Origin of the sequence: Pantoea allii, assembly GCF_046529425.1 — a bacterium.
Classification (GTDB): Bacteria; Pseudomonadota; Gammaproteobacteria; order Enterobacterales; family Enterobacteriaceae; genus Pantoea; species Pantoea allii.
Map to the genome: position 1 here is coordinate 221547 of NZ_CP125959.1, position 23761 is coordinate 245307.

A 23761-nucleotide genomic window follows, 5' to 3' on the forward strand; every position below is an offset into this window, starting at 1 on the left:
TTGCTGATTACTTGCAAAAAATTACATTCATGTACTATGTTTTCTCGCTGCGGTTAAGAACGCTCTATCATTAATGTAACTGGCCTCTTATAGCTTTCACTTCCTTTTTTTCCGTTAACCTCGCTGACTGGCTGCGAAAGCTATAGGTCGTCTTCATTTAAGTAGTATGAGGAAAATATGGATACCAATCGTTCATCGTCACCCAGGCCTAAAAAACATTTCTGGAATAAAAAACCAAAAAAGCTCACGTTCGATGACATCACCGTTATCGATAACGGAATGTTGAAACGTGCTGTCGGTGCAGCCGCATTAGGCAATGCCATGGAGTGGTTTGACTTCGGTGTTTACAGCTATCTGGCTGTCATTATCGGCAAAGTTTTCTTCCCCGATGCCAATACGGCCATCCAGTTAATCGCTACGTTTGGTACCTTTGCCGCAGCCTTTTTGGTGCGACCGCTGGGCGGTATGGTATTCGGTCCCCTGGGCGACCGCATCGGGCGCCAGAAAGTGCTGGCGATAACCATGATAATGATGTCGATAGGCACGTTCTGCATCGGCATCATCCCGTCCTATGCCTCAATCGGTATCATGGCGCCAATCCTTCTGCTGGTTGCAAGACTTGTTCAGGGATTTTCTACAGGAGGAGAATATGGCGGTGCAGCAACCTTTATCGCTGAATATTCAACTGATAAACGCCGCGGTTTCATGGGCAGCTTCCTGGAGTTCGGGACCTTAGGCGGTTATCTGCTGGGTGCCTGCTTGGTGACGGTTATGACGACCGTTATCTCGCCTGAAGCCATGATGTCATGGGGCTGGCGCGTGCCCTTCTTTATCGCCGCACCACTGGGTTTGTTCGGCCTGTATGTCCGTCTGAAGCTCGAAGAAACACCGGCCTTCAAGCAACACATGCAAAAACAGGAGGAGCTGGAGCAAAGTAAACCCCGTCTGACTCTCCTCAAGATGTTAAGCAAGCACCGCGTGCCAATGATGAAGTGTATTGGGCTGGTCCTGTTGTTTAACGTTTCAAACTATATGCTGACCTCATACATGCCCAGCTACCTTACTGGCGTACTGGGTTTACCCGAACTCAGCGGACTGCTGCTGGTGATGGTGGTGATGTTTGTCATGATGCCGCTGACGCTCATGTGGGGCCGCTGGACCGATCGCATTGGTCGTCGTCCTGTGATTGGTTTTGGTGCGGTAGGACTGATCCTGCTCGCGATTCCAAGCTTTATATTGATCGGTACACATAACATGTGGGCCGTTTTTGCCGGGCTGCTGATATTGGGCATATTACATACCTGCTTTAGTGGCACCATGCCTTCAACGCTCCCTGCGCTCTTTACCACTGATATTCGTTACAGTGCTCTGGCGATTGGCTTTAATCTTTCGGTCTCGCTGTTTGGTGGTACCACACCTTTACTGACCGCATGGCTGGTTGATACGACGCAGAACACCATGATGCCCGCCTATTACATGATGGTCGCAGGCGTTATTGGGTTGCTGACGATTCTGACGGTTCGGGAAACGGCCCGTAAACCATTAAGTGGCTCTTCTCCCGCCGTGGCAAGTGAAGCCGAAGCCCATAGCCTGATCAGTAAACTGGATAAAAAGCCTGACCCCGGTCAGCCAGCGTCAGCTGACGCGAAATAAGCTGTCGATCTCGATAAAAACACCCTGTCCGCAGGGTGTTTTTTTTTTATGCGCTACTTACAGACTCAGTCATTGCCAAAGCGGGCCACCGTGCTGGCCGCACCAAGAGAATGGCCTTTAAGTTTGTTCAGTAGCTGATCCTGTGTTAATCCGGCTTCAAGCACCGACGGCGCCAGATCGGTAGCGATAAGCACGAAATTATAATGATGCATACCTGAGCCCACAGGTGGGCAAGGTCCGTAATAATGCGCAGTGCCTGGTGAGTTTTTCCCTCCGGTGTACCCCTTTCCTTGCGTCAGTTCACCCTGGGCAAAAGCGGTACGATCGGCGGCAATGTTATAGGCCACCATATGGGTTACACCCAATCCTTTAGCGCCGACAGGATCGGTCATCACTAAAGCAAAGCTTTTGGTGCCTGCCGGTATTTCAGACCAGTTAAGTTCAGGCGATACGTTATCACCGGTACAGGCGGCGTTACTTTTATTGGCACCCGCAAACTTTTTGTCTAACAGACCATTATCACTGAAGTCTTTTGATTGCAGCGTCAAAGCAAAAGCCGAAGGACATAAAAGGATTAACAACAGATAGGAAAGTTTATTCACCTGATACTCCTGTGTTATCGAGACCTGAGGGGCGACGATAGGTTAGCCCCGCGTTGAAACAGTATATGTCTCAAAATCGGCCCCGTAATAGTAACAGGCACTCAGGGAACAGAGGGCTAGCGAACGTTAAAACCTGTCATTCGCCAGACAACCTCGGCATTGAGGATCGGCCTGCGAGCAGGGATAAAGCCGCGTTAAACGGCAACGTTTCAGGGTGAAATCGCCAGTGATGGCCAGCAGGCAGGCAACAACACCCCAGCTAAGCTGCCATTTTTTTATTTACACAAAAGGCCGGATACTTGATCTGAGTCACAAAATTCCGCATGATCTGTACCAGACAACGAAACAGACGGCGGGGCTAAAATGACACTTTATCAACATATGTTGGTCTTCTACGGCGTTGTTGCCTCGGTAGCGGCATTAATTACCTTCTTTATCGCCAAAGATAAACTCAGCATAAAATTACTGAGTGCTCTTTTGGTCGGCGCAACCTGGCCTATGAGCTTCCCCGTCGCGCTGATGTTTGCATTATTTTAGTCATCTTAATTTTTAAGCCTTTCCAGGGCCCATTCACCTCTTGCGCTTCGCCCTTATCACGCTGAGGTGCACTCCCCGACCCATTTTGCGTGAAGTTGCACAGCGCTAAATCTGCAGGCTTTACAGCCACACTAAATCGCCTTTTACTGACCTCCGGCACCTCAACGCAACGACTCACAGGTTCCAGCCCTTGCGAACGGATCGTTGCCGCGCGTCATGCCTGATTATTTCGGGTTTTCAGACCACGCCAGGTTTGATGACGCGATGCCAAAGGGACATACCCTAGGGTATCCGGTTAAGGACGATAAACCGTGAAAAAAAAGCACAGTACACCGACGCCTCACGATGCCACCTTTCGCCAGTTTCTGACGCAGCCAGAGATTGCACGAGATTTTATCGAACTGCATCTTCCTGCGGGATTACGTGCGATTTGCGACCTCAGTTCATTAAAGCTTGAATCGGGATCGTTCATTGAAGACGACCTGCGTCAGTATTTCAGCGATGTGCTATATCGCATGAAAACAACGACCGGCGGAGAGGGTTATATCCATGTGCTCATTGAGCATCAGTCCACCCCGGACAAACATATGGCCTTCAGATTGTTACGCTATGCGGTAGCGGCAATGCAGCGCCATCTTGCCGCCGGGCATAAAAAACTGCCGCTGGTCATTCCGATACTTTTTTATGCAGGGAAGCGCAGCCCCTATCCCTATTCCACCCGATGGCTGGATGGATTTGAATATCCAGAGCTGGCGGGAAAATTCTACAGCAGGGAATTTCCATTAGTGGATGTCACGGTAATACCGGATGACGAGATTATGCACCATCGCAGCATGGCCGCACTCACGTTGCTACAAAAGCATATACACCGGCGTGATATCGCGACACTGACCGATCGCCTGGTCACGCTCTTAATGGCGAATCATCTTTCTTCACCACAGGTAACCACACTGGTACACTATTTAGTTCAGGCAGGTGAGTCAGCGGACTCCGAAGCCTTTGTTCGCGAACTGGCACAACGCGTGCCGCAGCACGGAGATGCGCTAATGACCATTGCCCAACAGCTTGAGCAGAAAGGTATTGAGAAAGGCCTTGAGCAAGGCGTGCAGATTGGCAGGAACGAAGGGAAGCGTGAAGTCGCCCGTAGCCTGCTCAACATGGGCATGCCACATGACGCTATTAGGGAAGCAACGGGTCTGAGTGAAGACGCGCTGGCCCAGCTATGCCAGGGGTCAACAGGGCTGTAAGACGGTCTATCAGTCAGGGCTGATTGTCTTAACCTGGACAGCCAGACCTGCAGCCAGGCTGTCACCTAAATACATCTTCCGTTTCGCTTTTAAATACTCCTTCGCTGCAACCCTCAGGCTCGCTCGCGCCTTGTATTATCCTCTGGGTCGTTTTGTTGCTGCTTAGCCAGCGTCCGCGCAAGAAGGGTGGAATACAATGGCGTTCCTCCGAAGTATTGTGCGGACAAGGTAGCGCCAAGGCAGGTAATAATCATGGGCAGGATCAGTTGGTAATTATTGGTCATTTCCAGCACCAAAATAATGCCGGTCAGCGGAGCGCGTACCGAGGCCGCAAATAACGCCCCCATGCCCGCTACCGCAAAGGTTGCGGCTTCAAGGTGATATTCTGGGAACATCGCGACACAGAGTTGACCCACGCTGATGCCAAGTAACGTACCAAGCGTCAGCATGGGTGCAAAGATGCCGCCGGGCGCTCCGGACGCAAAACACAATAAGGTGGTTAAGGCTCGCAATAAAAACAGGCAAAGTAATGCCGTTGATGTGTAATGACCCGCTGAAAAATCAGGGATAAGCGTAATACCGCCAGTGACGGCCTGAGGCAGGATTAACCCCAGCAAACCGCACAATCCCCCCAACACCGCGCCACCCAGCACCCAACGTGACGTCTGGCCCTTATGTAGCTTTTGAAACAGATCCTGAAGCGTAAATATCAGGCGATTAAAGGCAACACCGCAGCCACCAAACAAAATCCCCAACAGTAAATATAACCAGAGGGTTTGTATCGGCGCATCTTTCAGCTGTCCGATATCAATAATGGGCTCGTTACCGTTCAGTGTGCGAAAAACGATACTTGATGTAATCACGCCAACAAACACGGCTTTGATGGATATCAGGCTAAAACGAAACTGCAGGCGCATTTCTTCGATGATGAACAGAATGCCAGCCAGTGGCGCATTGAAGGCGGCGGCCAGCCCAGAGGCGGCACCGGTCGCCAGAATAGTATGGCGCGATTCAGACGAGCGCATGCGAAAAATATCCAGACACATGCGACCGATATTCCCACCGATTTGTACCGTCGGCCCTTCACGTCCCAGCACCATTCCCGACCCTAACGCGCCCAAACCACCCACAAATTTAACCGGTAGAACCCGCCACCAGCGTACCGGTCGCAGTTCTTCCAGCGCCCCTTCAATTTCGGGAATGCCTGAACCTCCCGCTTCAGGGGCAAAGCGTCTGACGAGGAAATACCCTATCGCCGCCAGGACGGCAGAGAAAATAAAGGCGTACAATCCCAGTAATATGTCCTGATTCTCGAATTGGCTAAGCCAGTTGAGACGGGAATGAATGACCCAGCTCACCGCTTTATCAAATGCCACTGCCGTTAATCCCGTCAGTACCCCCACCAGCGCGGCCAGCAGCAGCAATGCGATCGGCGTTTTGTCACGTCGTATAAGGTATTGCAACAACCGCAACCGACGGGGACGGAAGATTCCGGGTCGATTTGAAACAAAAGCGCGCATGCCTGACCTCAAAATTAGCGTGCTAAACAGCACCCACAAAGCAAATTAAATCCAGAGGTTATCGCATCTCCGCCATAATTCCTCGCTTTTATTTATTTCCGAATTTTAGTAAATCAGCAAACCCACTACGGCAAAATGAATGATGAGCCGCAATGGCAACCTGTGCATAGATTTCAGATGTCGTCTGGCAATTTTACCGGCAACCCATTGATTTGCGGCTTCAGGACGCTCATCATCCTGCGCCATCATCCATTCTTCTGGAGAGACGTGTGTGACCACTCTTAGTAATACATTGCTGGAAGCCGTTCTTGATCAGGTTCGTCCATTGGTTCATCAAGGTAAGGTCGCCGACTATATTCCGGCACTGGCTGACGTCGCAGCGGATAACCTGGGTATAGCAGTGTGTTTGCGTGATGGCACTGTTTTTCAGGCAGGCGATGCTGAAACACGTTTTTCGATCCAGTCAATTTCCAAAGTGCTCTCTTTGAGCGTTGCTCTGACACGCTATGACGATGCCGAGATATGGCAGCGCGTGGGTAAGGAACCGTCCGGCCAACCTTTTAATTCACTGGTTCAACTTGAACTGGAGCAGGGAAAGCCGCGCAACCCCTTTATTAACGCTGGGGCACTGGTGATCTGCGATTTGCTGGAGACACGGCTGACTGCGCCTCGTCAGCGCATGCTTGAGATCATCCGTCAACTCAGTCAGCAACCCGATATTCAGTATGATCGCCATGTCGCCCGCTCAGAATATGAACACTCTGCCCGCAATGCGGCGATCGCCTGGCTGATGAAGTCGTTTGGGAATTTTAATAACGACGTCACCAGCGTGATGCAGACCTACTTCCACTATTGCTCGCTGTCTATGAACTGTATTGAACTGGCTCGCAGTTTTATTTATTTGGCTAACCAGGGAAAAACGCTGGAGGGTTCAGCCTTGATCACCTCCCGTCAGGCCCGACAAATCAATGCACTGATGATCACCAGTGGTATGTATGACGGAGCAGGCGAATTTGCCTGGCGGGTGGGAATGCCGGCTAAATCAGGCGTAGGAGGTGGCATCATTGCCGTGATCCCCGGTGAAATGAGTATCGCTGTCTGGTCACCGGGTTTAGACAATGCAGGTAATTCATTAGCCGGCACTGCCGCGCTGGAGTGCCTGACCGATAAACTAGGACGCTCGATTTTCTGACTTAGCTTACTACATTGACAGGACGGTTCTGTTCGAAGCCAGCCAGATTGACCATGATGCCCTGTAGCAGGTTATGCATACCGCTATGACTCGCCCAGGCAACATGCGGCGTCAGGATCAGATTCGGGATATCGGGCTGGAGTAAGGGATGATCCGCTGCAGGCGGTTCACTGGTGAGCACATCCAGTGCAGCACCGGCAAGCGTACCATTTCGTAGCGCCTCCGCCAGATGGGCTTCATGAATTAAACCGCCTCGCGCAGTATTGATCAGTAGCGCCTGGGGTTTCATTTTGCTCAGCGTGTCACGATCGATCAGTTGCCGGGTTTGCTCACTCAAAGGGCAGTGCAATGAAATGATATCGCTGGAGGCCAGCATCTCGTCAAAGCTTACATAGCCGTCACGTACCTTGCTGCTGCCCTTGCGTTCAGCATAAACAACTCGCATTCCCAGCGCCTGTGCCAGCCTGCCTACAGCGGTGCCAATATCGCCCTTACCCACGATACCCAACGTCGCGCCAGCGATATCTTGTATCGGCGTCTGGTGCAGGCAAAAATGAGAGGATTCAGGCCATAAATGACGCGTGCTGTTAGCGTATTCCACTATCTGGCGTCGCAGGGCAAAAATGAACGCGATCACGCCCTCGGAAACGCTCTGCGTTGAATAGCCCGGAATGTTGCTGACCACAATACCGCGTTCTTTGCAGGCCGCGATATCAATACAGTCATAGCCGGTTGCCGTCACACAGATGTAGCGTAGCTCAGGCAGCGCTGCCAGCGTTGCTGCGCGCAAGGGTACCTTATTAGTAATGGCAATGGTCGCGCCCTTGAGCGCCATAACAATCTCGTCCTCTGCCGTGTCATGACGAAATTGCCAGTCACTACACCAGGTGGGTTGCGGTGGGGGTACGGGCAACGTGCCGCCATCCAGCGTTACAATTTTCATTAAGTCCCTCTCAAATAACAACAACACAGATTAATAATGTTATTTAAATGTACGACATGAGTAACAAGAAAGTTAACCTCAAAGCTAATTAAGGTGAAGGTGTTCAAAAGGTGCTAATTTTTATGTCTTAAGTGCCATTTTTTTTAACCCTTTTATCTACGCCGCGTTACACTGCCGCCCTTAAATTGTAAATAACTGTCCTCGTTTTGATGATGAAATCCACCCGCTATAAACGACAACGCCTGAGCGCCTGTATTGCGATACTGGCCGTACTGCTGTTGTTTATTGCACCGGTGGTATCTAAAAATCTTGTTGAACACCATGATGCCATGGTCATGTCGGGCATGAGTGCGGATATGCCGATGATGGATCATCACAGCGACAGGGCGATGGCCGATCACAGCATGATGATGGATGATGGCGTCGCCTGCGGTTATTGTGATCTGTTGGTACATGTCCCGTTAATGTTGTGGGTGTTTATTCCCTTCATCTGGCTAATGTGCCTTATCAGCCGCGCCCCTCCGCCGCAACACATTGTACACCTTGCGTTGCCACGCCTGAAGGGGAGTTATCGGCCTCGCGCGCCCCCGTTGTCCCGATTGTTTATCTCCTTTATGTGATCTTTTTTTCACGCCAGCGTGCGGGAAGAAAACCCCGGTATTCTGAAAATAGGGAATAGCTATGACCTTTTCACGGGAAAACAATCCACCTCCTCGCGGGGCGGTACTGACTGTACTTCGTCGTCTACATTTTTATATTGGCCTGTTTATTGCGCCATTTATTTTTATTGCCGCATTAACCGGCACCTTGTATGTCATAACGCCGCAATTAGAGAACTTTATTTATAAAGACGCATTAACCACTGACGCGCAGGCGCAGGGCCATGCCAAACCCCTTTCTGCGCAAATTAATGCGGCACGACATTATGCGGGTAATTTACGGATCTATGCCGTTCGTCCTGCCCCTGGCGCACAGGATACAACACGTGTGCAATTCTCAGATCCGCAGTTAGGCCCTTCAGAATCGCGTTCGATTTTTATCGATCCTTATACGCTTGGTGTGAAAGGCGATATGACGGTTTATGGCACCAGCGGCGTGTTGCCACTGCGCATGTGGCTCGATCAGGTTCATCGCGGTTTGCTGCTGGGTGATATCGGCCGTAATTACAGTGAGCTGGCGGCGTCGTGGTTATGGGTAGCGGCATTGGGCGGCATCGTATTGTGGCTGGGCACACGTCCCCGTCGTAAGGTCAAAAAGACAGGTGCTGGTTTTGCTTTAACGCGTTCCTGGCACGTCACACTTGGCTTAGTGCTGTCGCTGGGTCTGGTGTTTTTCTCCGTAACGGGATTAACCTGGTCACAATGGGCTGGCAATAATATCGATAAAATGCGTAGCGACTTTGGCTGGTTGACGCCTCAGGTCAGAACCGCGTTAAACGGTGATGCGCCAGCGGTGCCTGCCGATCCTCACGCCGACCACCATGCCACGATGGACGGTATGACGATGAGCGGCGCTATGCCAGCCATGTCAGATCACCAGGCCCGCACTCCCGCCATCCTTAATCAGCCCGACGCTGACTGGGACAGGGTTGAGGCCGCCGCACGCAGCGCAGGCCTGGAGGCGGCAAAAATTGAATTACGTCAACCGAAAAGTGGGGGTCAGGCATGGACGGTGAGTGAGATTGACCGCCGCTGGCCGAGCCATGTCGATTCGGTTTCTGTTAATCCTGATAACTTTAGCATTGTCGACCACGTAGAGTTTGCCCATTTCCCTCTGGTCGCCAAACTGACGCGCTGGGGCGTGGATGCGCACATGGGCGTGCTGTTTGGGCTACCCAATCAACTCATCCTGGTGCTGTTTGGCGCGGGCTTGTGTGCGTTGATCGTACTGGGCTATCGCATGTGGTGGATTCGCCGTCCGGCATTACCGCAGGTTAATCCCGTGCAAACCCTGCTGTCGGCATGGCTGGTCTTACCGCGCTATCTTCAGGGCGCAAGCCTGATGCTTGCCCTGGTATTAGGTTATGCGTTGCCCCTGATGGGATTGAGTTTACTGGCCTTCGCCCTGCTCGACATCCAGCGCTGGCGAAAAGCACATCGCGCCACACGTCAGGATACTGTCACACCGCTGGACAAACAGTCCCCGCTGGCGATTGTGCAATCCCGTTTTGCCGTTAAGCGTAAAGAGATGCGTTATTTTCTGCGCAGTGTCGTCATTCTGGCGATAATAGTGGGAACGGTCATGGCGCGAGCCATGGTGAGTGGCGTCATTGAACAATACAACATCCCTTTCAGCGACTGGACGCTAATGATGTATATCACTCAGGCCATGATGATTTTGCTTTATACCACGGTATTCACCGGCTTGATGTCTATTCCACTCTGGTATTTCTTCCTGGGTGAAAGCGACGAGCAGGGCAAATAAATACGACGCCCGCCTGGTGCGGGCGTTTTATTGATCATAACGATATACCGGGTGATTTCAGGCCACGTATTTAATCATGGTGGACAACATGGGCACGTTGCAGCGCATGTTTAAACTGACTGACATCCTCTCTCAACCAATGGCGTTGCGTCAGAGGCAGGTGCTCCAGCGCCTCGGGAAGAGGCACACCATTTAATTCGCCTTGATTGCAAAGCGCCCTGACCAGGCTTGCCTGAGAAATGCCCAGGTAGACCGCCATTTCAGATAATGTCATAAGATCTGAGTGCATACTTACCTCCTGACCCTGAATTGTTGATGCATTTTTGTTCAATCCCATCCCGCCGTTATTGATCTAAAACAGGAATGGGCATAAAACAGTCAAAGGGTTGATAAAATTGCTAAGCTGGTAAGATGGCTCCCAATAACCAGAGATAACACAGTGCAACATTATGGATTGATGGCGCTTTTGCTCGTTTCCTGTTGGGCAAACGCCCATAACATCGTTGTCGGGCAGCCTTTACCGTCGGTCTTTATTGCGGATAAAGGTGAGATGCGGCTCGATAGCGGAAAGATTGACTATCAAAAATGGAACAGTCTGACTCTGACGGGGAAAACACGTTTAATTATTCACGTTGCGGGTCGATTATCGGCAAAAGAACAGTCGGCAGCTCTCATTGACGCTCTTCAGCACGCCAACCTGCCTAAAAAACAATTCCAGACCACGACCATCGTCAATACTGATGATGCTTTACCTGGCAGCAGTCTGTTTGTGGTCAATAGTATCCGCGCCAGTAAAAAAGCATCGCCATGGGAACAGTTTATTATCGACAGTAGCGGTGTGGCACAGCACCGTTGGCAGCTTAAGCCCGAAGGTGCGGCAGTCATTGTGCTGGACCAGAAGGGACAGGTGAAATTTGCTAAAGACACGGCGCTCAGTGCTAATGACGTTTCTCAGGTAATTGCGACATTACGTGCACTGGCAGGCTGAACCCCGGGCGCTCAGGAAAACCTGTCACGCCACAGGCAAATACGACGGAGGTTTATGAATTCTCCACCTTTTCCACAGGCTCAACTAGTATTAATTATGTGGATTTAGCGAGAAAAAACCTGAAACCCTGAATGTAAAAATAACGGGTAAGCCTGCCAACCATGTTATGGCAGATTAAGCGTTTCTTTAAAGGGCAGCGCACTTTTAGCGTTGTCATAAATGTATCCGTTGATAAGGACAGCCCGAATGACGGTCTGCGCAAAAAAACACGTTCATCCCACTCGCAGTGCTGCTGAGCAATTACTGGCTGATATTGATCGGCGGCTTGAGCAGTTATTGCCTGTCGAGGGAGAACGGGATTTTGTAGGTGCCGCGATGCGTGAGGGCGCGCTGGCACCGGGTAAACGTATTCGCCCGATGCTGTTGTTGCTCACAGCACGCGATCTGGGCTGCGCTGTCAGCCACGAGGGATTGCTGGATCTCGCCTGTGCCGTGGAAATGGTGCACGCGGCATCGTTGATTCTTGATGATATGCCCTGTATGGACGATGCGCAGATGCGTCGGGGCCGCCCTACCGTTCACTGTCAGTACGGCGAGCATGTGGCAATACTGGCGGCGGTCGCCTTACTGAGCAAAGCCTTTGGGGTCATTGCTGATGCAGATGGCCTGACGCCGCTGGCAAAAAACCGCGCAGTGTCAGAATTATCAAACGCCATTGGTATGCAAGGTCTGGTACAGGGTCAGTTTAAGGATCTGTCAGAAGGCGATAAGCCGCGCAGCGCTGAAGCCATTTTGATGACGAACCACTTTAAAACCAGCACCCTGTTTTGCGCGTCTATGCAGATGGCCTCAATTGTGGCGAATGCCTCCAGCGAAGCACGCGATTACCTACACCGTTTTTCGCTTGATCTCGGTCAGGCGTTTCAGCTGCTGGACGATTTAACGGATGGCATGGCTGACACGGGTAAGGACATCAATCAGGATGAAGGCAAATCGACCCTGGTCAATTTATTAGGCTCCAGAGCAGTTGAAGAGCGTCTGCGGCAGCATCTGCATCTCGCCAGTGAGCACCTCTCAGCCGCGTGTCAAAACGGTCATTCTACTCAACAATTTATCCAGGCCTGGTTTGACAAAAAACTCGCTGCCGTCAGTTAAGGATGCTGCATGAGCCACTTCGCGGCGATCGCTCCGCCTTTTTACAGCCATGTCCGTGCACTGGAAAACCTCGCTCAGGAGTTAGTGGCTCGCGGTCATCGGGTGACCTTTATTCAGCAACAGGACACTAAACCACTCATTCAGCATCCCCACATCGGATTTCATGCTGTAGGAGAAGAAAGCCATCCGTCTGGCTCATTATCGCGCCTGCTGCACTTAGCGGCCCATCCTCTGGGGCCGTCAATGCTTCGGCTCATCAATGAAATGGCGCGCACCAGCGATATGCTGTGCCAGGCGCTCCCCAGAGCCTTTAACGATTTGGCGATAGATGGCGTCATCGTTGATCAGATGGAGCCGGCAGGCGCTCTGGTCGCTGAAGCGCTGGGGCTGCCGTTTGTCTCGGTTGCCTGTGCACTCCCGCTTAATCGCGAACCGGATTTGCCCCTGGCGGTGATGCCTTTTGACTATGCCACCAGCGATGCCGCACGTGAGCGCTATGCAGCCAGCGAAAAAATTTATGACTGGCTGATGCGTCGGCATGACCGCGTCATTGCCCATCACAGTCACAGGATGGGCTTAGCACCCCGGGATAAACTCCATCAGTGTTTTTCGCCATTGGCACAAATCAGTCAGCTTATTCCAGAACTGGATTTTCCCCGTAAAGCGCTACCGGCTTGTTTTCATGCTGTTGGCCCCCTGCGAGAAACGCAGACGACATCAACCTCTTCGCCGCTTTATTTTTCGCCGTCTGAAAAGCCCCGAATTTTCGCCTCGCTGGGCACGTTGCAGGGTCATCGCTACGGTCTGTTTAAAACCATTGTGAAAGCCTGTGAAGAGATTGATGGTCAGCTTCTGTTGGCGCACTGTGGCCGCCTGACTGCCTTTCAGGCCGAAGAGCTGGCGCGAAGCCGTCACACGCAGGTTGTGGATTTTGCCGATCAGTCGGCCGCGCTCTCGCAGGCGCAGCTTGCCATTACCCATGGCGGGATGAATACGGTGCTGGATGCCATTAATTATCGTACGCCCCTTTTAGCCCTTCCGTTGGCATTTGATCAGCCCGGCGTGGCCTCACGTATTGTTTATCATGGGATAGGAAAACGTGCGTCCCGTTTTACCACCAGCCATGCGCTGGCGCGTCAGATGCGTGCATTGCTGACCAACGTCGACTACCCGCAACGCATGACGAAAATCCAGACCGCCCTTCGTTTAGCCGGCGGCACAATGGCCGCTGCAGATATCGTTGAGCAGGCCATGCGCACCGGCCAGCCCGTTTTGAAGGGGAGCGGCTATGCGACCGCATTATGATCTGATTTTAGTGGGCGCCGGGCTGGCTAATGGCCTCATTGCCCTGCGCCTTCAGCAGCAGCAACCTGACATGCGTATTCTGCTTATCGAAGCGGCCCCCCAGGCGGGCGGTAATCATACCTGGTCCTTTCACGACGCTGATTTAACCGAGAGCCAACATCGCTGGATAGCACCGCTGGTGGTGTATCACTGGCCCGACTATCAGGTCCGCTTTCCCACGCGGCGTCGTAAGCTGAACAGCGGCTATTTTTCTGTGACTTCGCAGCGTTTTGCCGAGGTTTTACAACAGAAGTTTGGTCAGCACTTATGGATTAGCCGCGCGGTGGCAGAGGTTCACGCCGACGCTGTTCGACTGAATAATGGTCAGGTCATCAGCGCCAGCGCGGTGATTGATGGTCGAGGTTATACGCCAAATTCAGCGCTGAACGTGGGATTCCAGGCGTTTATCGGACAGGAATGGCGACTCAGTAAACCGCACGGTTTATCTTCACCCATTATTATGGATGCCACGGTCGATCAGCAAAATGGTTATCGCTTTGTTTACAGCCTGCCGCTATCTGCGACAGAACTGTTAATCGAAGATACCCACTATATTGATAACGCGACACTGGAACCTGAACGCGCGCGACAAAATATTCGCGATTATGCTGCCCAGCAGAATTGGCAGCTTCAGACTCTGCTTCGTGAGGAACAGGGCGCATTGCCAATAACCTTAACGGGCGATAGCACCGCGTTTTGGCAGCAACAGCCTTTAGCCTGCAGTGGACTGCGTGCCGGACTGTTTCACCCCACAACCGGTTATTCACTCCCCCTTGCGGTTACGCTGGCCGATCGGCTGAGTGCGCTTGATGTCTTTACATCGTCCTCAATTCATCAGGCGATTACCCACTTTGCCCACGAGCGCTGGCAGCAGCAACGCTTTTTCCGCATGTTGAATCGCATGCTGTTTTTAGCCGGACCCGCCGATTCACGCTGGCGTGTTATGCAGCGCTTCTATGGTTTACCTGAAGATTTAATCTCCCGTTTTTATGCGGGCAAACTCACGCTGACCGATCGGCTACGTATTCTGAGCGGCAAGCCGCCTGTTCCGGTATTAGCGGCATTGCAGGCAATTATGACGACTCATCGTTAAAGAGCGACAACATGAAACCAACTACGGTAATTGGTGCAGGCTTTGGTGGCCTGGCATTGGCAATTCGTCTGCAGGCGGCGGGGCTCCCTGTCTTACTGCTTGAGCAACGCGACAAACCCGGTGGCCGGGCCTATGTCTATGAAGATCAGGGATTCACTTTTGATGCAGGGCCTACCGTTATTACCGATCCCAGCGCCATTGAAGAACTCTTTACCCTGGCGGGAAAACAGTTAAAAGATTACGTTGAACTGCTGCCGGTTGCGCCGTTTTATCGCCTGTGTTGGGAGTCAGGAAAGGTTTTCAATTACGATAACGATCAGGCACAGCTTGAGGCGCAGATTCAGCAGTTTAATCCACGCGATGTTGAAGGCTATCGTCAGTTTCTGGACTATTCACGTGCGGTGTTTAAAGAAGGCTATCTGAAGCTTGGCACCGTGCCTTTCTTGTCGTTCAGGGATATGCTTCGCGCCGCGCCCCAGCTGGCGAAACTGCAGGCATGGCGAAGCGTTTACAGTAAAGTTGCCAGCTACATTGAGGATGAACATCTTCGTCAGGCGTTTTCTTTTCACTCGCTGTTAGTGGGCGGCAATCCCTTCGCCACCTCCTCCATTTATACGCTAATACATGCACTCGAACGCGAATGGGGCGTCTGGTTTCCACGCGGTGGCACCGGGGCATTAGTGAAAGGGATGATAAAGCTGTTTCAGGATCTGGGTGGCGAAGTGGTACTGAATGCGAAGGTCAGCCACATGGAAACCACGGGGGATACCATTGAAGCCGTGCATTTAGAGGACGGACGCAGATTCCCGACCCGGGCTGTCGCTTCCAATGCGGATGTGGTTCACACCTATCGCGACCTGTTAAGTCAGCATCCTGCCGCCGTGAAGCAGTCGAAAAAACTGCAAACTAAGCGCATGAGCAACTCATTGTTTGTCCTCTATTTTGGTCTGAATCACCATCACGATCAGCTTGCCCACCATACGGTTTGTTTCGGCCCTCGCTACCGTGAGCTGATTCATGAAATTTTCAATCATGACGGACTCGCAGACGATTTCTCACTTTACCTGCACGCACCTTGTGTCACGGATTCGTCACTGGCACCGGAAGGTTGCGGCAGTTACTATGTGTTAGCTCCCGTGCCACATTTAGGCACAGCGAACCTCGACTGGACGGTTGAAGGGCCGCGACTGCGCGATCGTATTTTTGAGTACCTTGAGCAACATTACATGCCTGGCTTGCGTAGCCAGTTGGTTACGCAGCGAATGTTTACGCCGTTCGATTTTCGCGACCAGCTCAATGCCTATCAAGGCTCAGCCTTTTCTGTTGAGCCCGTTCTCACACAGAGCGCCTGGTTTCGACCGCACAACCGCGATAAAACCATTAATAATCTTTACCTGGTAGGTGCAGGCACCCATCCCGGCGCGGGCATTCCCGGCGTGATCGGCTCGGCTAAGGCAACTGCAGGTTTAATGCTGGAGGACCTGATTTGAATAATCCGTCGTTACTCAATCATGCGGTCGAAACGATGGCTGTTGGCTCGAAAAGTTTTGCGACTGCCTCAAAGTTATTTGACGCAAAAACCCGGCGCAGCGTACTTATGCTCTACTCCTGGTGCCGCCATTGTGACGACGTGATTGACGATCAAACCCTGGGTTTTCAAACCGATCAGCCGTCATTACAAACGCCTGAGCAACGCCTGATGCAGTTGGAGATGAAAACGCGCCAGGCCTATGCCGGATCGCAGATGCACGAACCGGCATTTGCTGCGTTTCAGGAAGTGGCGATGGCCCACGATATTGCGCCCGCTTACGCGTTTGATCATCTGGAAGGCTTTGCCATGGATGTGCGTGAGGCGGAGTACATTCAGTTGGACGATACATTACGGTATTGCTATCACGTTGCAGGCGTGGTCGGCTTGATGATGGCGCAGATTATGGGCGTACGCGATAACGCCACACTGGATCGCGCCTGCGATCTTGGGCTGGCATTTCAGTTGACCAACATCGCCCGCGATATTGTGGAAGATGCGCATGTGGGTCGTTGTTATCTGCCGGCGAGTTGGCTGGAAAATGAAGGACTAAATAAAGAAAATTATGCGGCACCGGAAAACCGCCAGGCGCTGAGCCGCATCGCCCGACGTCTGGTGCAGGAAGCCGAACCTTACTATTTGTCCGCTACGGCGGGACTGGCCGGGCTGCCCTTGCGCTCAGCCTGGGCCATCGCCACAGCGAAGCAGGTTTATCGTAAAATTGGGGTGAAGGTTGAACAGGCAGGAACAGAAGCCTGGGACCATCGGCAGTCAACCACGACACCCGAAAAATTATCGCTTCTGTTGATGGCATCCGGTCAGGCCATTACTTCCCGGATGCGGCCTCATCCGCCTCGCCCTGCCCATCTCTGGCAGCGCCCGATTTAGCCGAATGTCGTTCTCTTAGCGTCGCCTGAAGTTTTGATAGCGGCGGCGCATAGAGAAAACCAAAAGAAACACAGCCTTCTTTGCCTCTTACGGCATGATGCATACGGTGGGCCATATACAACCGCTTCAGGTAGCCTTTACGCGGAATATACCGGAACGGCCAACGCTGATGCACCAGCCCGTCGTGAACCATGAAATAGAGCAATCCATAGGCCGTCATGCCCGCACCAATCCACTGAAGCGGCCACATTCCCGTACTGCCCAGATAAATAAGCAGGATCGATAATCCAGCAAACACAACGGCATAAAGATCGTTAACTTCAAACGCGCCTTTGCGTGGTTCATGGTGGGAAAGATGCCATCCCCAACCCCAGCCATGCATGATGTATTTATGTGCCAGTGCAGCAACCACTTCCATGCCAATCACAGTAATCAACACGATCAGGGCATTCCAAATCCACAACATAATTTCTCCAGTAGAGACGTCCGGCATCAGGCGTGAGGATTTAATTTTAACAGAGATTAGCCGCGCTATTGGTGGGAAAGAAAAAAGGCGCGCCGGAGATTAGAAATCGGCTTTCAGAACCACACGGTAGTTGGCTTTACCTGCGCGAACGTGTTCCAGTGCCTCGTTGATTTTCGACATGGGGAAATATTCCACCGTCGGCGCGATATCCGCGCGACCAGCCAGTTTCAACAGAGAACGCAACTGAGCAGGTGAACCGGTTGAAGAACCGGTAACGGCACGGTCGCCTAAAATCAGGCTAAAGGCAGGCACATCAAACGGCTTCAATACTGCACCAACGGTATGGAACTTGCCGCGTGGTGCCAGCGCCGCAAAGTAGGGTTGCCAGTCGAGGTCAACCGCAACAGTGCTGATAATCAGGTCAAACTGTCCCGCCAGCCCTTTTAACGCTTCTGGATCACGGCTGTTCACCACATGGTCGGCGCCCATATCCAGAATGGCTTGCTTTTTATTGGCCGAAGAGCTGAACGCGGTGACTTCTGCGCCCATCGCATGCAGAATTTTGATGGCGATATGACCCAGACCACCAATACCGATCACGCCGACGCGGCTCATCGCGGTGATGTTATGCATCAGTAAAGGTTTAAATACGGTGATCCCACCACACAGCAGCGGACCGGCTGTTGCCGCATCCAGCTTTTCAGGTAATGGAATGACCCACTGCCAGTTAGCGCGCAGCTTATCAGCGAAACCGCCGTTGTTACCGATGGTCGTTGTGGTGCCATTGGCACAGTTAACATGATCACCGCTGATGCACGGATCGCAATGCTGACAGCTTTTCGCTGTCCAGCCGATGCCCACGCGCTGTCCCAGCTTCAGGCCTTTACTTTTGGCACTGTCGCCAAGCGCAGCCACGCGCCCAATCACTTCGTGACCGGCAACCACGGGATAGGCTGAAATCCCCCATTCATTGTCGATCATCGACAGATCTGAATGGCATACACCGCAATATTCAACTTCTACTTCGACATCTTCTGCGTCTAACGGGCCTGTATCATAGTCGTAACGCTCCAGTGCTTGTCCCGCCTGCATGGCTGCGTAACTCTTAATTGTCATTCTGTACCTCATTTAACGCGTTGATTTGGCAGTCAGCGTGTTCGCCACCGTCACGAACTGGCCACCGCCAAGGTGATGTAAAGTATGTAGGGCTGAGTTACTGTCATCAAAATGCCAGCGCCCATCGTAAAAGACCCGACTGTCAGCAGCAGCAGTGACCACTTCGCCAAACAGGGTGTCATATGCCTGCTGTGCTTCTGTTTCCGGCAGTAAACGGCATTCCATCCAGGCTACACAGCTCTCTTCCAACAGAGGCACACCGAAGTGCTGACTCTCACTGGCCTGAATGGAGAACGCCGCAAATTTATCCTGGTCGCGTCCTGTCGTGCTGCCGACGGCATACGTGAGGTCGACAAAACTTGCGGCGGGCACACAAATACCAAATGCGCCGCTGCCTTCAATCAGCTCACGTGACCAGGTCGATTTATCCACAATGATGGCCACCCGCGGCGGCGAAAACTCTACCGGCACTGACCAGGCCGCAGCCATGATGTTGCGACGCTCAGACTGACTGTCCCGACTGGTAATTAATATCGTCGGCCCATGATTCAGCAGGCGGCTTGCATGTTCGAGCGCGACCGGACGAAAATGCGACATTCAATAATCCTTACGTCCCGGGCCAGGAAAACGCGACGCCCGGTTCCGGGTTGATAAACGGGTTACTCTAGCGGTTTTCAACTCGCATCAGTTTGCCGCTTTGTGCCTTCGCGTTGCAAAATAGTGTTTAAGATCATGATTTAACAATCCTGAAACCTTAAACGTTGTGCACATAAAGCGAAACCGTTGAAGGAATAATTTTAGTCTGATTTGCCGTAACGTAAGAGAAATGAGACTAATCCTTATCAGGGTGGATAAACGGCTCCTGAGGTGAATACCCGGCAGAAAACGCGTAAAGTTGCCACAGTCAGTGAACCCGAAACTTAACTAGCTAATGGGAGTTGGGATGAACAACGAAAAGCTAAGAGCAGAACCTCTCACCTGGGGACAGGGACCTCACCTGTTCGAAATTTTTATTGAGCCCACCTGCCCCTTCTCCGTACGCGCGTTCAATAAACTGGATGCGCTTTTAGAGCAGGTCGGTGAAGATAAAATGACGCTTAAAATTCATCTTCAGTCTCAGCCCTGGCACATGTATTCGGGCGTGATCGTTCGCTATATCCTGGCAGCTTCGGTGGAAAGCAAAGCGGCGGCTAAAGCGGTACTTCAGGCCGTTGCCGACCATCGGGAAGCGTTTGAGTTTACAGACCATTGCCGGGGGCCAAATATGGACGTCACGCCCCACCAGCTTCTTGCCAGGCTAAAAGAATACAGCGGCATTGATGCTTACGCCGCCTTTGATCGTCATGATTTGCAAGACCTGGTGAAATGGCACTGTAAATATGCCCGTCAAAACGGTATCCATGTTTCACCGACCTTTATGATTAATGGCCTGGTACAACCGGATATAAGCAGTGGTGATTCGGTTGAAGAGTGGGCACAACGTATTCTGGCCTGACGTAATGCTCCAGCCATTCTGGCCCCGCAGTAAAAGGACTGAGTATGACGATGACGCTTGAACAGATTAAAGCCAAATATCCTGACGCACTTTGCTGGTCATTTGGCGATTCTCCCGAGATGGCCAATGCGCTGGCGACGCTGGTGCTGACCGGCAAAAAAATCGCCACCTGCAGCTCTCTGCAAGGCTGGTATGAAGATGATGTGAAGCCTCAACCCGGCAGTTACAGCATCATTTTAAACGGCGCGGATAAACCGGTTTGCGTCATCAGAACAACAGGGTTGTTTGTGACGCGCTTTGACCGCGTAACGCCAGAAATGGCGATGATGGAAGGCGAAGGTGACCTGAGCCTTGAGTACTGGCAGCGCGAACATCAACGCTATTTTCAGCGTAACGGCGGGTTCAGCACCGAAATGGAACTGATATTCGAAACCTTCCAGCTGGCAGAAGTGATTTAAAAAAGCCGTTAATTCGCGCCAGCATCCAGCGCGGATTAACGGCTCAGGCCGTTCAGATGACGCGCCCAAAAGCAGCAATGCTAAAGCACGTGGTCAAGTAGCGTGGTGCCATAGGAATTATCTACGGTGCAGCGCCATTGATTATCACTTTCCAGCCGAAACACATAAGTGGCACGCCGGGTGTTTTCTATCGGCTGTCCCTGCCCATCGGGATAGCGGAGCACCGTTTCCATGATAACCAGCGCGGTTCCTGCCCCTTCAATGACCTCCATCCTGCCCTGCTCCACCACCAGCTGATGCTGAAAATAGTTGGCAATGGCCTCAAAGACACGGCGAATAGCTACGCTGCCCGTCACGGTCATTCCCGGCTTAATGACCAGGCTGGCATCGTCTGCATAGTGTTTCATCAAGGCATCATAATCACCGGCTGATATCGCCCTGTCGCATAACCTGACAACCTGTAAAACGGGATGGTCATTCATCGGAACCTCCTTACCCATAGCTGGTCAGCAATAAACCGGATGTGATAAGTATATCCCTACCGATGTTAAAAAGGAGTTAAGTATGTTTAGCCATATGGTTGTTGGGACCGATGATATTGAGCAAGCTAAAACGTTCTACGATGCTATTTTCGCGGTTATCCGTTGTGACGATCAGGGCATTGATGCCCTAGGTCGCCCTTATTACATCAAAAATAACCAACGTTTTATCATCACCAAACCCATCAATGGTCAGCCCGCCACCTTTGCCAACGGCGGAACCATCGGCTTCACCATGCCCTCATCCGAGGAGGTGTTTCGCTGGCATCAACAAGGGATTGAAAACGGTGGCACATCGGCAGAAACACCGCCGCAGGTCAGAGAAACTGATGGAAAATGCATCGCCTATCTCAGGGACCCAACCGGCAATAAGCTGTGTGCGTTTTATAATCCGACATAATTTTTGTTAACGCATTTCGTGCTCGCTTTAAAAAGACGTAGTGTGCGGGTGAAAGATGGACATTAATCTGGCGGGGTTTCTGCCCGCGCTGCTCCCCATTGCGCTTTCACCCGGCGCAAGTTTCACGCTGGCAATGAACAGTGCACTTACGGCTGGTCGCAAAGGGCTGTTTAAAACCCTGCTCGGCACCGCACTGGGGATTTATACCCATGCTTTACTGATCGGTCTCGGCCTGTCGACGGCACTGGTTGCTTCACCCGCGCTGTTTGGCCTGTTAAAAATGGCTGGCGTGCTCTATTTACTGTGGCTGGGCGGGCTTTTATTTATCACTGGCGTCAGGACGAAGACCTTTGCGCTGAACGCGACAGAAAGCGCGGTTACGATCAAAGGTGCATGGCTGGCCAACGTCGCCAATCCCAAAGCTATCCTGTTTTACCTGACGGTGGTTTCACAGTTCGTTGGTAACAGAGCGGGTATTGATGCCTTTCTGACGCTGGCCACAGTGCACATTGCGGTCATGGTTATCTGGCTGGCTCTCTTTAGTCAGGCGCTGGTGTTCTCGGCGCAAAAACTGAACCCGGTATCGCTGAAACGCTACGTGAATATGGGGGGCGGATTACTGCTTATGGTTATTGCAGTGCGCAGTCTTACAGGCTGATGTTTTAGCGAAACGGTTATCGACAATCTCACTTAAATCGGGAAGACAGGGGGAAAACTGATGGCACCTGTTCAGGACTGGCACAAAGACGATTATCGCATTACGACGGATAAATCGCAGATGGATATTGAGGCCATTCACCGTTACCTCACCCGCTCAAGTTGGGCAGCCGGTATCGATTACGCCACCGTGGCACTGTCGGTAGAAAACAGTTTAAATTTTGGGCTGTTTCATCACCACCAGCAGATTGGTTTTGCGCGATTTATCACCGACTCCGCGACCTTCGCATACCTGTGTGATGTCTATGTCCTTGAAGAATACCAGGGTAGCGGTCTCGGCGGATGGCTGATTGAATGCTGTCAGTCCCATCCTGTCATTAACACATTGCGCCGACTCTTGCTGTTTACTTCAACCGCCCCCTGGTTGTACCAGAAATTCGGTTATCAGCCAGTGAACAGACCCGATTATGCCTGGACTATAACCCGACCCGACATTTATCAAACCAACCGCAAAGACCAGAATTAATCATCCCGCTTTTTCGTCTGTGTTATCGGTCTGCAATGATTGCCAGCCGCTGACAGCCGCGCGCTTCCAGAGCCAGAGCAGCCTGGGCGGCACGAATGCCACTGGCACAGACCAGAACAATGCGTTTGTCCGCGGGCGGCTGCCAGCGGGCAATATGCTGGGGCAATATCCGCGTCACATCGGGAATGACGCTAACAGGCGCTTCGTCGGTCCCGCGTAAATCAACCACACAGTCGTTTGGGGTCAACAGGGCCGAATCGATAAACGGAATTCCGGCTTTTTCAGGTTCGGGCGCATTGTCGAATCGGAACTGACGCAGTTGCCAGGACACAAAATCACAATTAATCATGCAACCCAATGGTGAAGGCGACAAGTTCAACAGGATACTGAGTGCCATCTGCGCCTGTAAAGCACCTAAGGTGGCAACTGCCGGACCCAAAACGCCTGCAGTGTTGCAGTTGCCTGAGGCTTTGGGTAAGTGTGGAAACAGTGCGCGATAGCTTGGCGCACCGCCGCAAAATCCGCCAGCATAGCCCTGTCGCCCCAGCACCGAGGCGCAAACCAGCGGAACACCTCGGGCAAAGCAAATATCGGAAAGCAGGTAAGTCACCGCGAAGTTATCCGCTGCATCGACCACCAGATCGATATCCGTCATTGCCGCCTCAACAATGCTGGCGCGCAACGCCACAGGATATACTTCAACAACCGTATCCGGGTTACGCTGTGCCAGCGCGCGTTGCGCGCAAAAAACCTTCGGCTCGCCAATGTCGGCCGTGGTAAACAGCGTCTGACGATGCAGATTATGCAGCGCCACAACATCATCGTCATAAAGCCGGATATAACCGATGCCAGCGCCAGCCAGCAGTGGCAGCAGCATGGAAGCCAGCCCACCTGCACCGACCACTAAGACACGCGCAGCTGACAGGGCCTGCTGCCCTTGCTCCCCGACGTCTGGCAGCATTGTCTGTCGTTGATAACGCGACATCACCG

27 protein-coding genes are annotated in these 23761 nt (G+C 52.2%); 17 read left to right on the plus strand and 10 right to left on the minus strand.

Translation table 11 applies throughout. The features are described from left to right. Positions 1-177: 177 nt before the first annotated feature. Entirely contained in the window at positions 178-1653 is a 1476-nt protein-coding gene (gene proP, locus QNH99_RS22375) for a glycine betaine/L-proline transporter ProP (protein ID WP_410517725.1), read from the plus strand. Positions 1654-1718: 65 nt separating this feature from the next. On the opposite strand, the gene QNH99_RS22380 is transcribed toward proP, so the two are convergent. After that, positions 1719-2255 carry a YbhB/YbcL family Raf kinase inhibitor-like protein gene (locus QNH99_RS22380; protein ID WP_063877036.1) on the minus strand — a complete coding sequence of 179 codons (537 nt, stop codon included), beginning with the start codon at positions 2253-2255 and terminating at the stop codon, positions 1719-1721. Positions 2256-2618: 363 nt separating this feature from the next. Between QNH99_RS22380 and QNH99_RS22385 the strand changes: the two genes are divergently transcribed. Next, on the plus strand, positions 2619-2792 hold the full coding sequence (locus QNH99_RS22385) for a GhoT/OrtT family toxin (protein ID WP_074180956.1): 174 nt from the start codon (positions 2619-2621) through the stop codon (positions 2790-2792). 311 nt (positions 2793-3103) lie between these two features. Next, positions 3104-4039 carry an Rpn family recombination-promoting nuclease/putative transposase gene (locus QNH99_RS22390; protein WP_256852862.1) on the plus strand — a complete coding sequence of 312 codons (936 nt, stop codon included), beginning with the start codon at positions 3104-3106 and terminating at the stop codon, positions 4037-4039. A gap of 113 nt (positions 4040-4152) precedes the next feature. On the opposite strand, the gene clcA is transcribed toward QNH99_RS22390, so the two are convergent. Continuing rightward, positions 4153-5571 carry a H(+)/Cl(-) exchange transporter ClcA gene (gene clcA, locus QNH99_RS22395; RefSeq protein ID WP_372340340.1) on the minus strand — a complete coding sequence of 473 codons (1419 nt, stop codon included), beginning with the start codon at positions 5569-5571 and terminating at the stop codon, positions 4153-4155. Positions 5572-5664: 93 nt separating this feature from the next. Next, complete coding sequence (locus tag QNH99_RS22400; protein ID WP_186440818.1) at positions 5665-5808, minus strand: hypothetical protein; 144 nt, start codon at positions 5806-5808, stop codon at positions 5665-5667. 22 nt (positions 5809-5830) lie between these two features. Between QNH99_RS22400 and glsB the strand changes: the two genes are divergently transcribed. Continuing rightward, positions 5831-6751: a glutaminase B gene (gene glsB / locus QNH99_RS22405; RefSeq protein ID WP_109717735.1), complete on the plus strand. Its 921-nt coding sequence runs from the start codon at positions 5831-5833 to the stop codon at positions 6749-6751. 1 nt (position 6752) lies between these two features. On the opposite strand, the gene QNH99_RS22410 is transcribed toward glsB, so the two are convergent. Further along, on the minus strand, positions 6753-7694 hold the full coding sequence (locus QNH99_RS22410; RefSeq protein ID WP_063877033.1) for a D-2-hydroxyacid dehydrogenase: 942 nt from the start codon (positions 7692-7694) through the stop codon (positions 6753-6755). Between the two features lie 209 nt (positions 7695-7903). Between QNH99_RS22410 and QNH99_RS22415 the strand changes: the two genes are divergently transcribed. Next, on the plus strand, positions 7904-8314 hold the full coding sequence (locus tag QNH99_RS22415; RefSeq protein WP_063877032.1) for a DUF2946 domain-containing protein: 411 nt from the start codon (positions 7904-7906) through the stop codon (positions 8312-8314). A gap of 61 nt (positions 8315-8375) precedes the next feature. Further along, positions 8376-10118 carry a DUF2534 family protein gene (locus tag QNH99_RS22420; RefSeq protein ID WP_283355767.1) on the plus strand — a complete coding sequence of 581 codons (1743 nt, stop codon included), beginning with the start codon at positions 8376-8378 and terminating at the stop codon, positions 10116-10118. Positions 10119-10188: 70 nt separating this feature from the next. On the opposite strand, the gene QNH99_RS22425 is transcribed toward QNH99_RS22420, so the two are convergent. Then, positions 10189-10407 (minus strand): DNA-binding protein, encoded by a 219-nt coding sequence (locus QNH99_RS22425; protein ID WP_063877030.1) that lies wholly within the window; start codon positions 10405-10407, stop codon positions 10189-10191. A 168-nt stretch (positions 10408-10575) separates the two neighbouring features. Between QNH99_RS22425 and QNH99_RS22430 the strand changes: the two genes are divergently transcribed. From QNH99_RS22430 to crtB, 6 genes are all read left to right on the plus strand, one after another. After that, complete coding sequence (locus tag QNH99_RS22430) at positions 10576-11106, plus strand: YtfJ family protein (protein ID WP_181377149.1); 531 nt, start codon at positions 10576-10578, stop codon at positions 11104-11106. 246 nt (positions 11107-11352) lie between these two features. Continuing rightward, positions 11353-12261, plus strand: coding sequence for a polyprenyl synthetase family protein (locus QNH99_RS22435; protein ID WP_109717731.1), 909 nt, complete (start codon positions 11353-11355; stop codon positions 12259-12261). A gap of 9 nt (positions 12262-12270) precedes the next feature. Then, positions 12271-13566: a glycosyltransferase gene (locus QNH99_RS22440; protein WP_283355768.1), complete on the plus strand. Its 1296-nt coding sequence runs from the start codon at positions 12271-12273 to the stop codon at positions 13564-13566. Next, positions 13550-14698, plus strand: a complete 1149-nt coding sequence (gene crtY / locus QNH99_RS22445; protein WP_410517726.1) for a lycopene beta-cyclase CrtY — start codon at positions 13550-13552, stop codon at positions 14696-14698. The genes QNH99_RS22440 and crtY overlap by 17 nt, the downstream gene beginning before the upstream one ends. An 11-nt stretch (positions 14699-14709) precedes the next feature. After that, on the plus strand, positions 14710-16188 hold the full coding sequence (locus tag QNH99_RS22450; RefSeq protein ID WP_109717728.1) for a phytoene desaturase: 1479 nt from the start codon (positions 14710-14712) through the stop codon (positions 16186-16188). Then, a complete protein-coding gene (gene crtB / locus QNH99_RS22455; protein WP_063877024.1) occupies positions 16185-17114 on the plus strand; it encodes a 15-cis-phytoene synthase CrtB in 930 nt (309 codons plus the stop codon). The genes QNH99_RS22450 and crtB overlap by 4 nt, the downstream gene beginning before the upstream one ends. On the opposite strand, the gene QNH99_RS22460 is transcribed toward crtB, so the two are convergent. From QNH99_RS22460 to QNH99_RS22470, 3 genes are all read right to left on the minus strand, one after another. Then, positions 17053-17580 carry a sterol desaturase family protein gene (locus QNH99_RS22460; RefSeq protein WP_063877023.1) on the minus strand — a complete coding sequence of 176 codons (528 nt, stop codon included), beginning with the start codon at positions 17578-17580 and terminating at the stop codon, positions 17053-17055. The genes crtB and QNH99_RS22460 overlap by 62 nt on opposite strands. A 99-nt stretch (positions 17581-17679) precedes the next feature. Then, positions 17680-18696 carry an NADPH-dependent aldehyde reductase Ahr gene (locus tag QNH99_RS22465; protein ID WP_410517727.1) on the minus strand — a complete coding sequence of 339 codons (1017 nt, stop codon included), beginning with the start codon at positions 18694-18696 and terminating at the stop codon, positions 17680-17682. 12 nt (positions 18697-18708) lie between these two features. Further along, positions 18709-19293: a flavin reductase family protein gene (locus QNH99_RS22470; protein ID WP_109717727.1), complete on the minus strand. Its 585-nt coding sequence runs from the start codon at positions 19291-19293 to the stop codon at positions 18709-18711. 346 nt (positions 19294-19639) lie between these two features. Here QNH99_RS22470 and QNH99_RS22475 point away from each other — a divergent pair, with 346 nt between their 5' ends. After that, positions 19640-20191: a DsbA family protein gene (locus tag QNH99_RS22475; protein ID WP_096011693.1), complete on the plus strand. Its 552-nt coding sequence runs from the start codon at positions 19640-19642 to the stop codon at positions 20189-20191. A 44-nt stretch (positions 20192-20235) separates the two neighbouring features. Further along, positions 20236-20649, plus strand: a complete 414-nt coding sequence (locus QNH99_RS22480) for an ASCH domain-containing protein (RefSeq protein WP_218995534.1) — start codon at positions 20236-20238, stop codon at positions 20647-20649. A gap of 80 nt (positions 20650-20729) precedes the next feature. Here the strand turns inward: QNH99_RS22480 and QNH99_RS22485 are convergent, their stop codons facing one another. Beyond that, the gene (locus QNH99_RS22485) at positions 20730-21131 is read right to left on the minus strand and encodes a YybH family protein (protein ID WP_283355771.1); all 402 of its coding nucleotides are present in this window, start codon (positions 21129-21131) and stop codon (positions 20730-20732) included. A gap of 82 nt (positions 21132-21213) precedes the next feature. Here QNH99_RS22485 and QNH99_RS22490 point away from each other — a divergent pair, with 82 nt between their 5' ends. The 3 genes from QNH99_RS22490 to QNH99_RS22500 are packed head-to-tail and all read left to right on the plus strand — an operon-like array spanning position 21214 to position 22771. Next, positions 21214-21588, plus strand: coding sequence for a VOC family protein (locus tag QNH99_RS22490; protein ID WP_109717725.1), 375 nt, complete (start codon positions 21214-21216; stop codon positions 21586-21588). 55 nt (positions 21589-21643) lie between these two features. Next, positions 21644-22246, plus strand: a complete 603-nt coding sequence (locus QNH99_RS22495; RefSeq protein ID WP_096011689.1) for a LysE family translocator — start codon at positions 21644-21646, stop codon at positions 22244-22246. 60 nt (positions 22247-22306) lie between these two features. Next, positions 22307-22771, plus strand: a complete 465-nt coding sequence (locus QNH99_RS22500; RefSeq protein ID WP_283355772.1) for a GNAT family N-acetyltransferase — start codon at positions 22307-22309, stop codon at positions 22769-22771. A 22-nt stretch (positions 22772-22793) separates the two neighbouring features. On the opposite strand, the gene QNH99_RS22505 is transcribed toward QNH99_RS22500, so the two are convergent. Beyond that, entirely contained in the window at positions 22794-23756 is a 963-nt protein-coding gene (locus QNH99_RS22505; RefSeq protein WP_172896871.1) for a HesA/MoeB/ThiF family protein, read from the minus strand. Positions 23757-23761 lie beyond the last annotated feature (5 nt).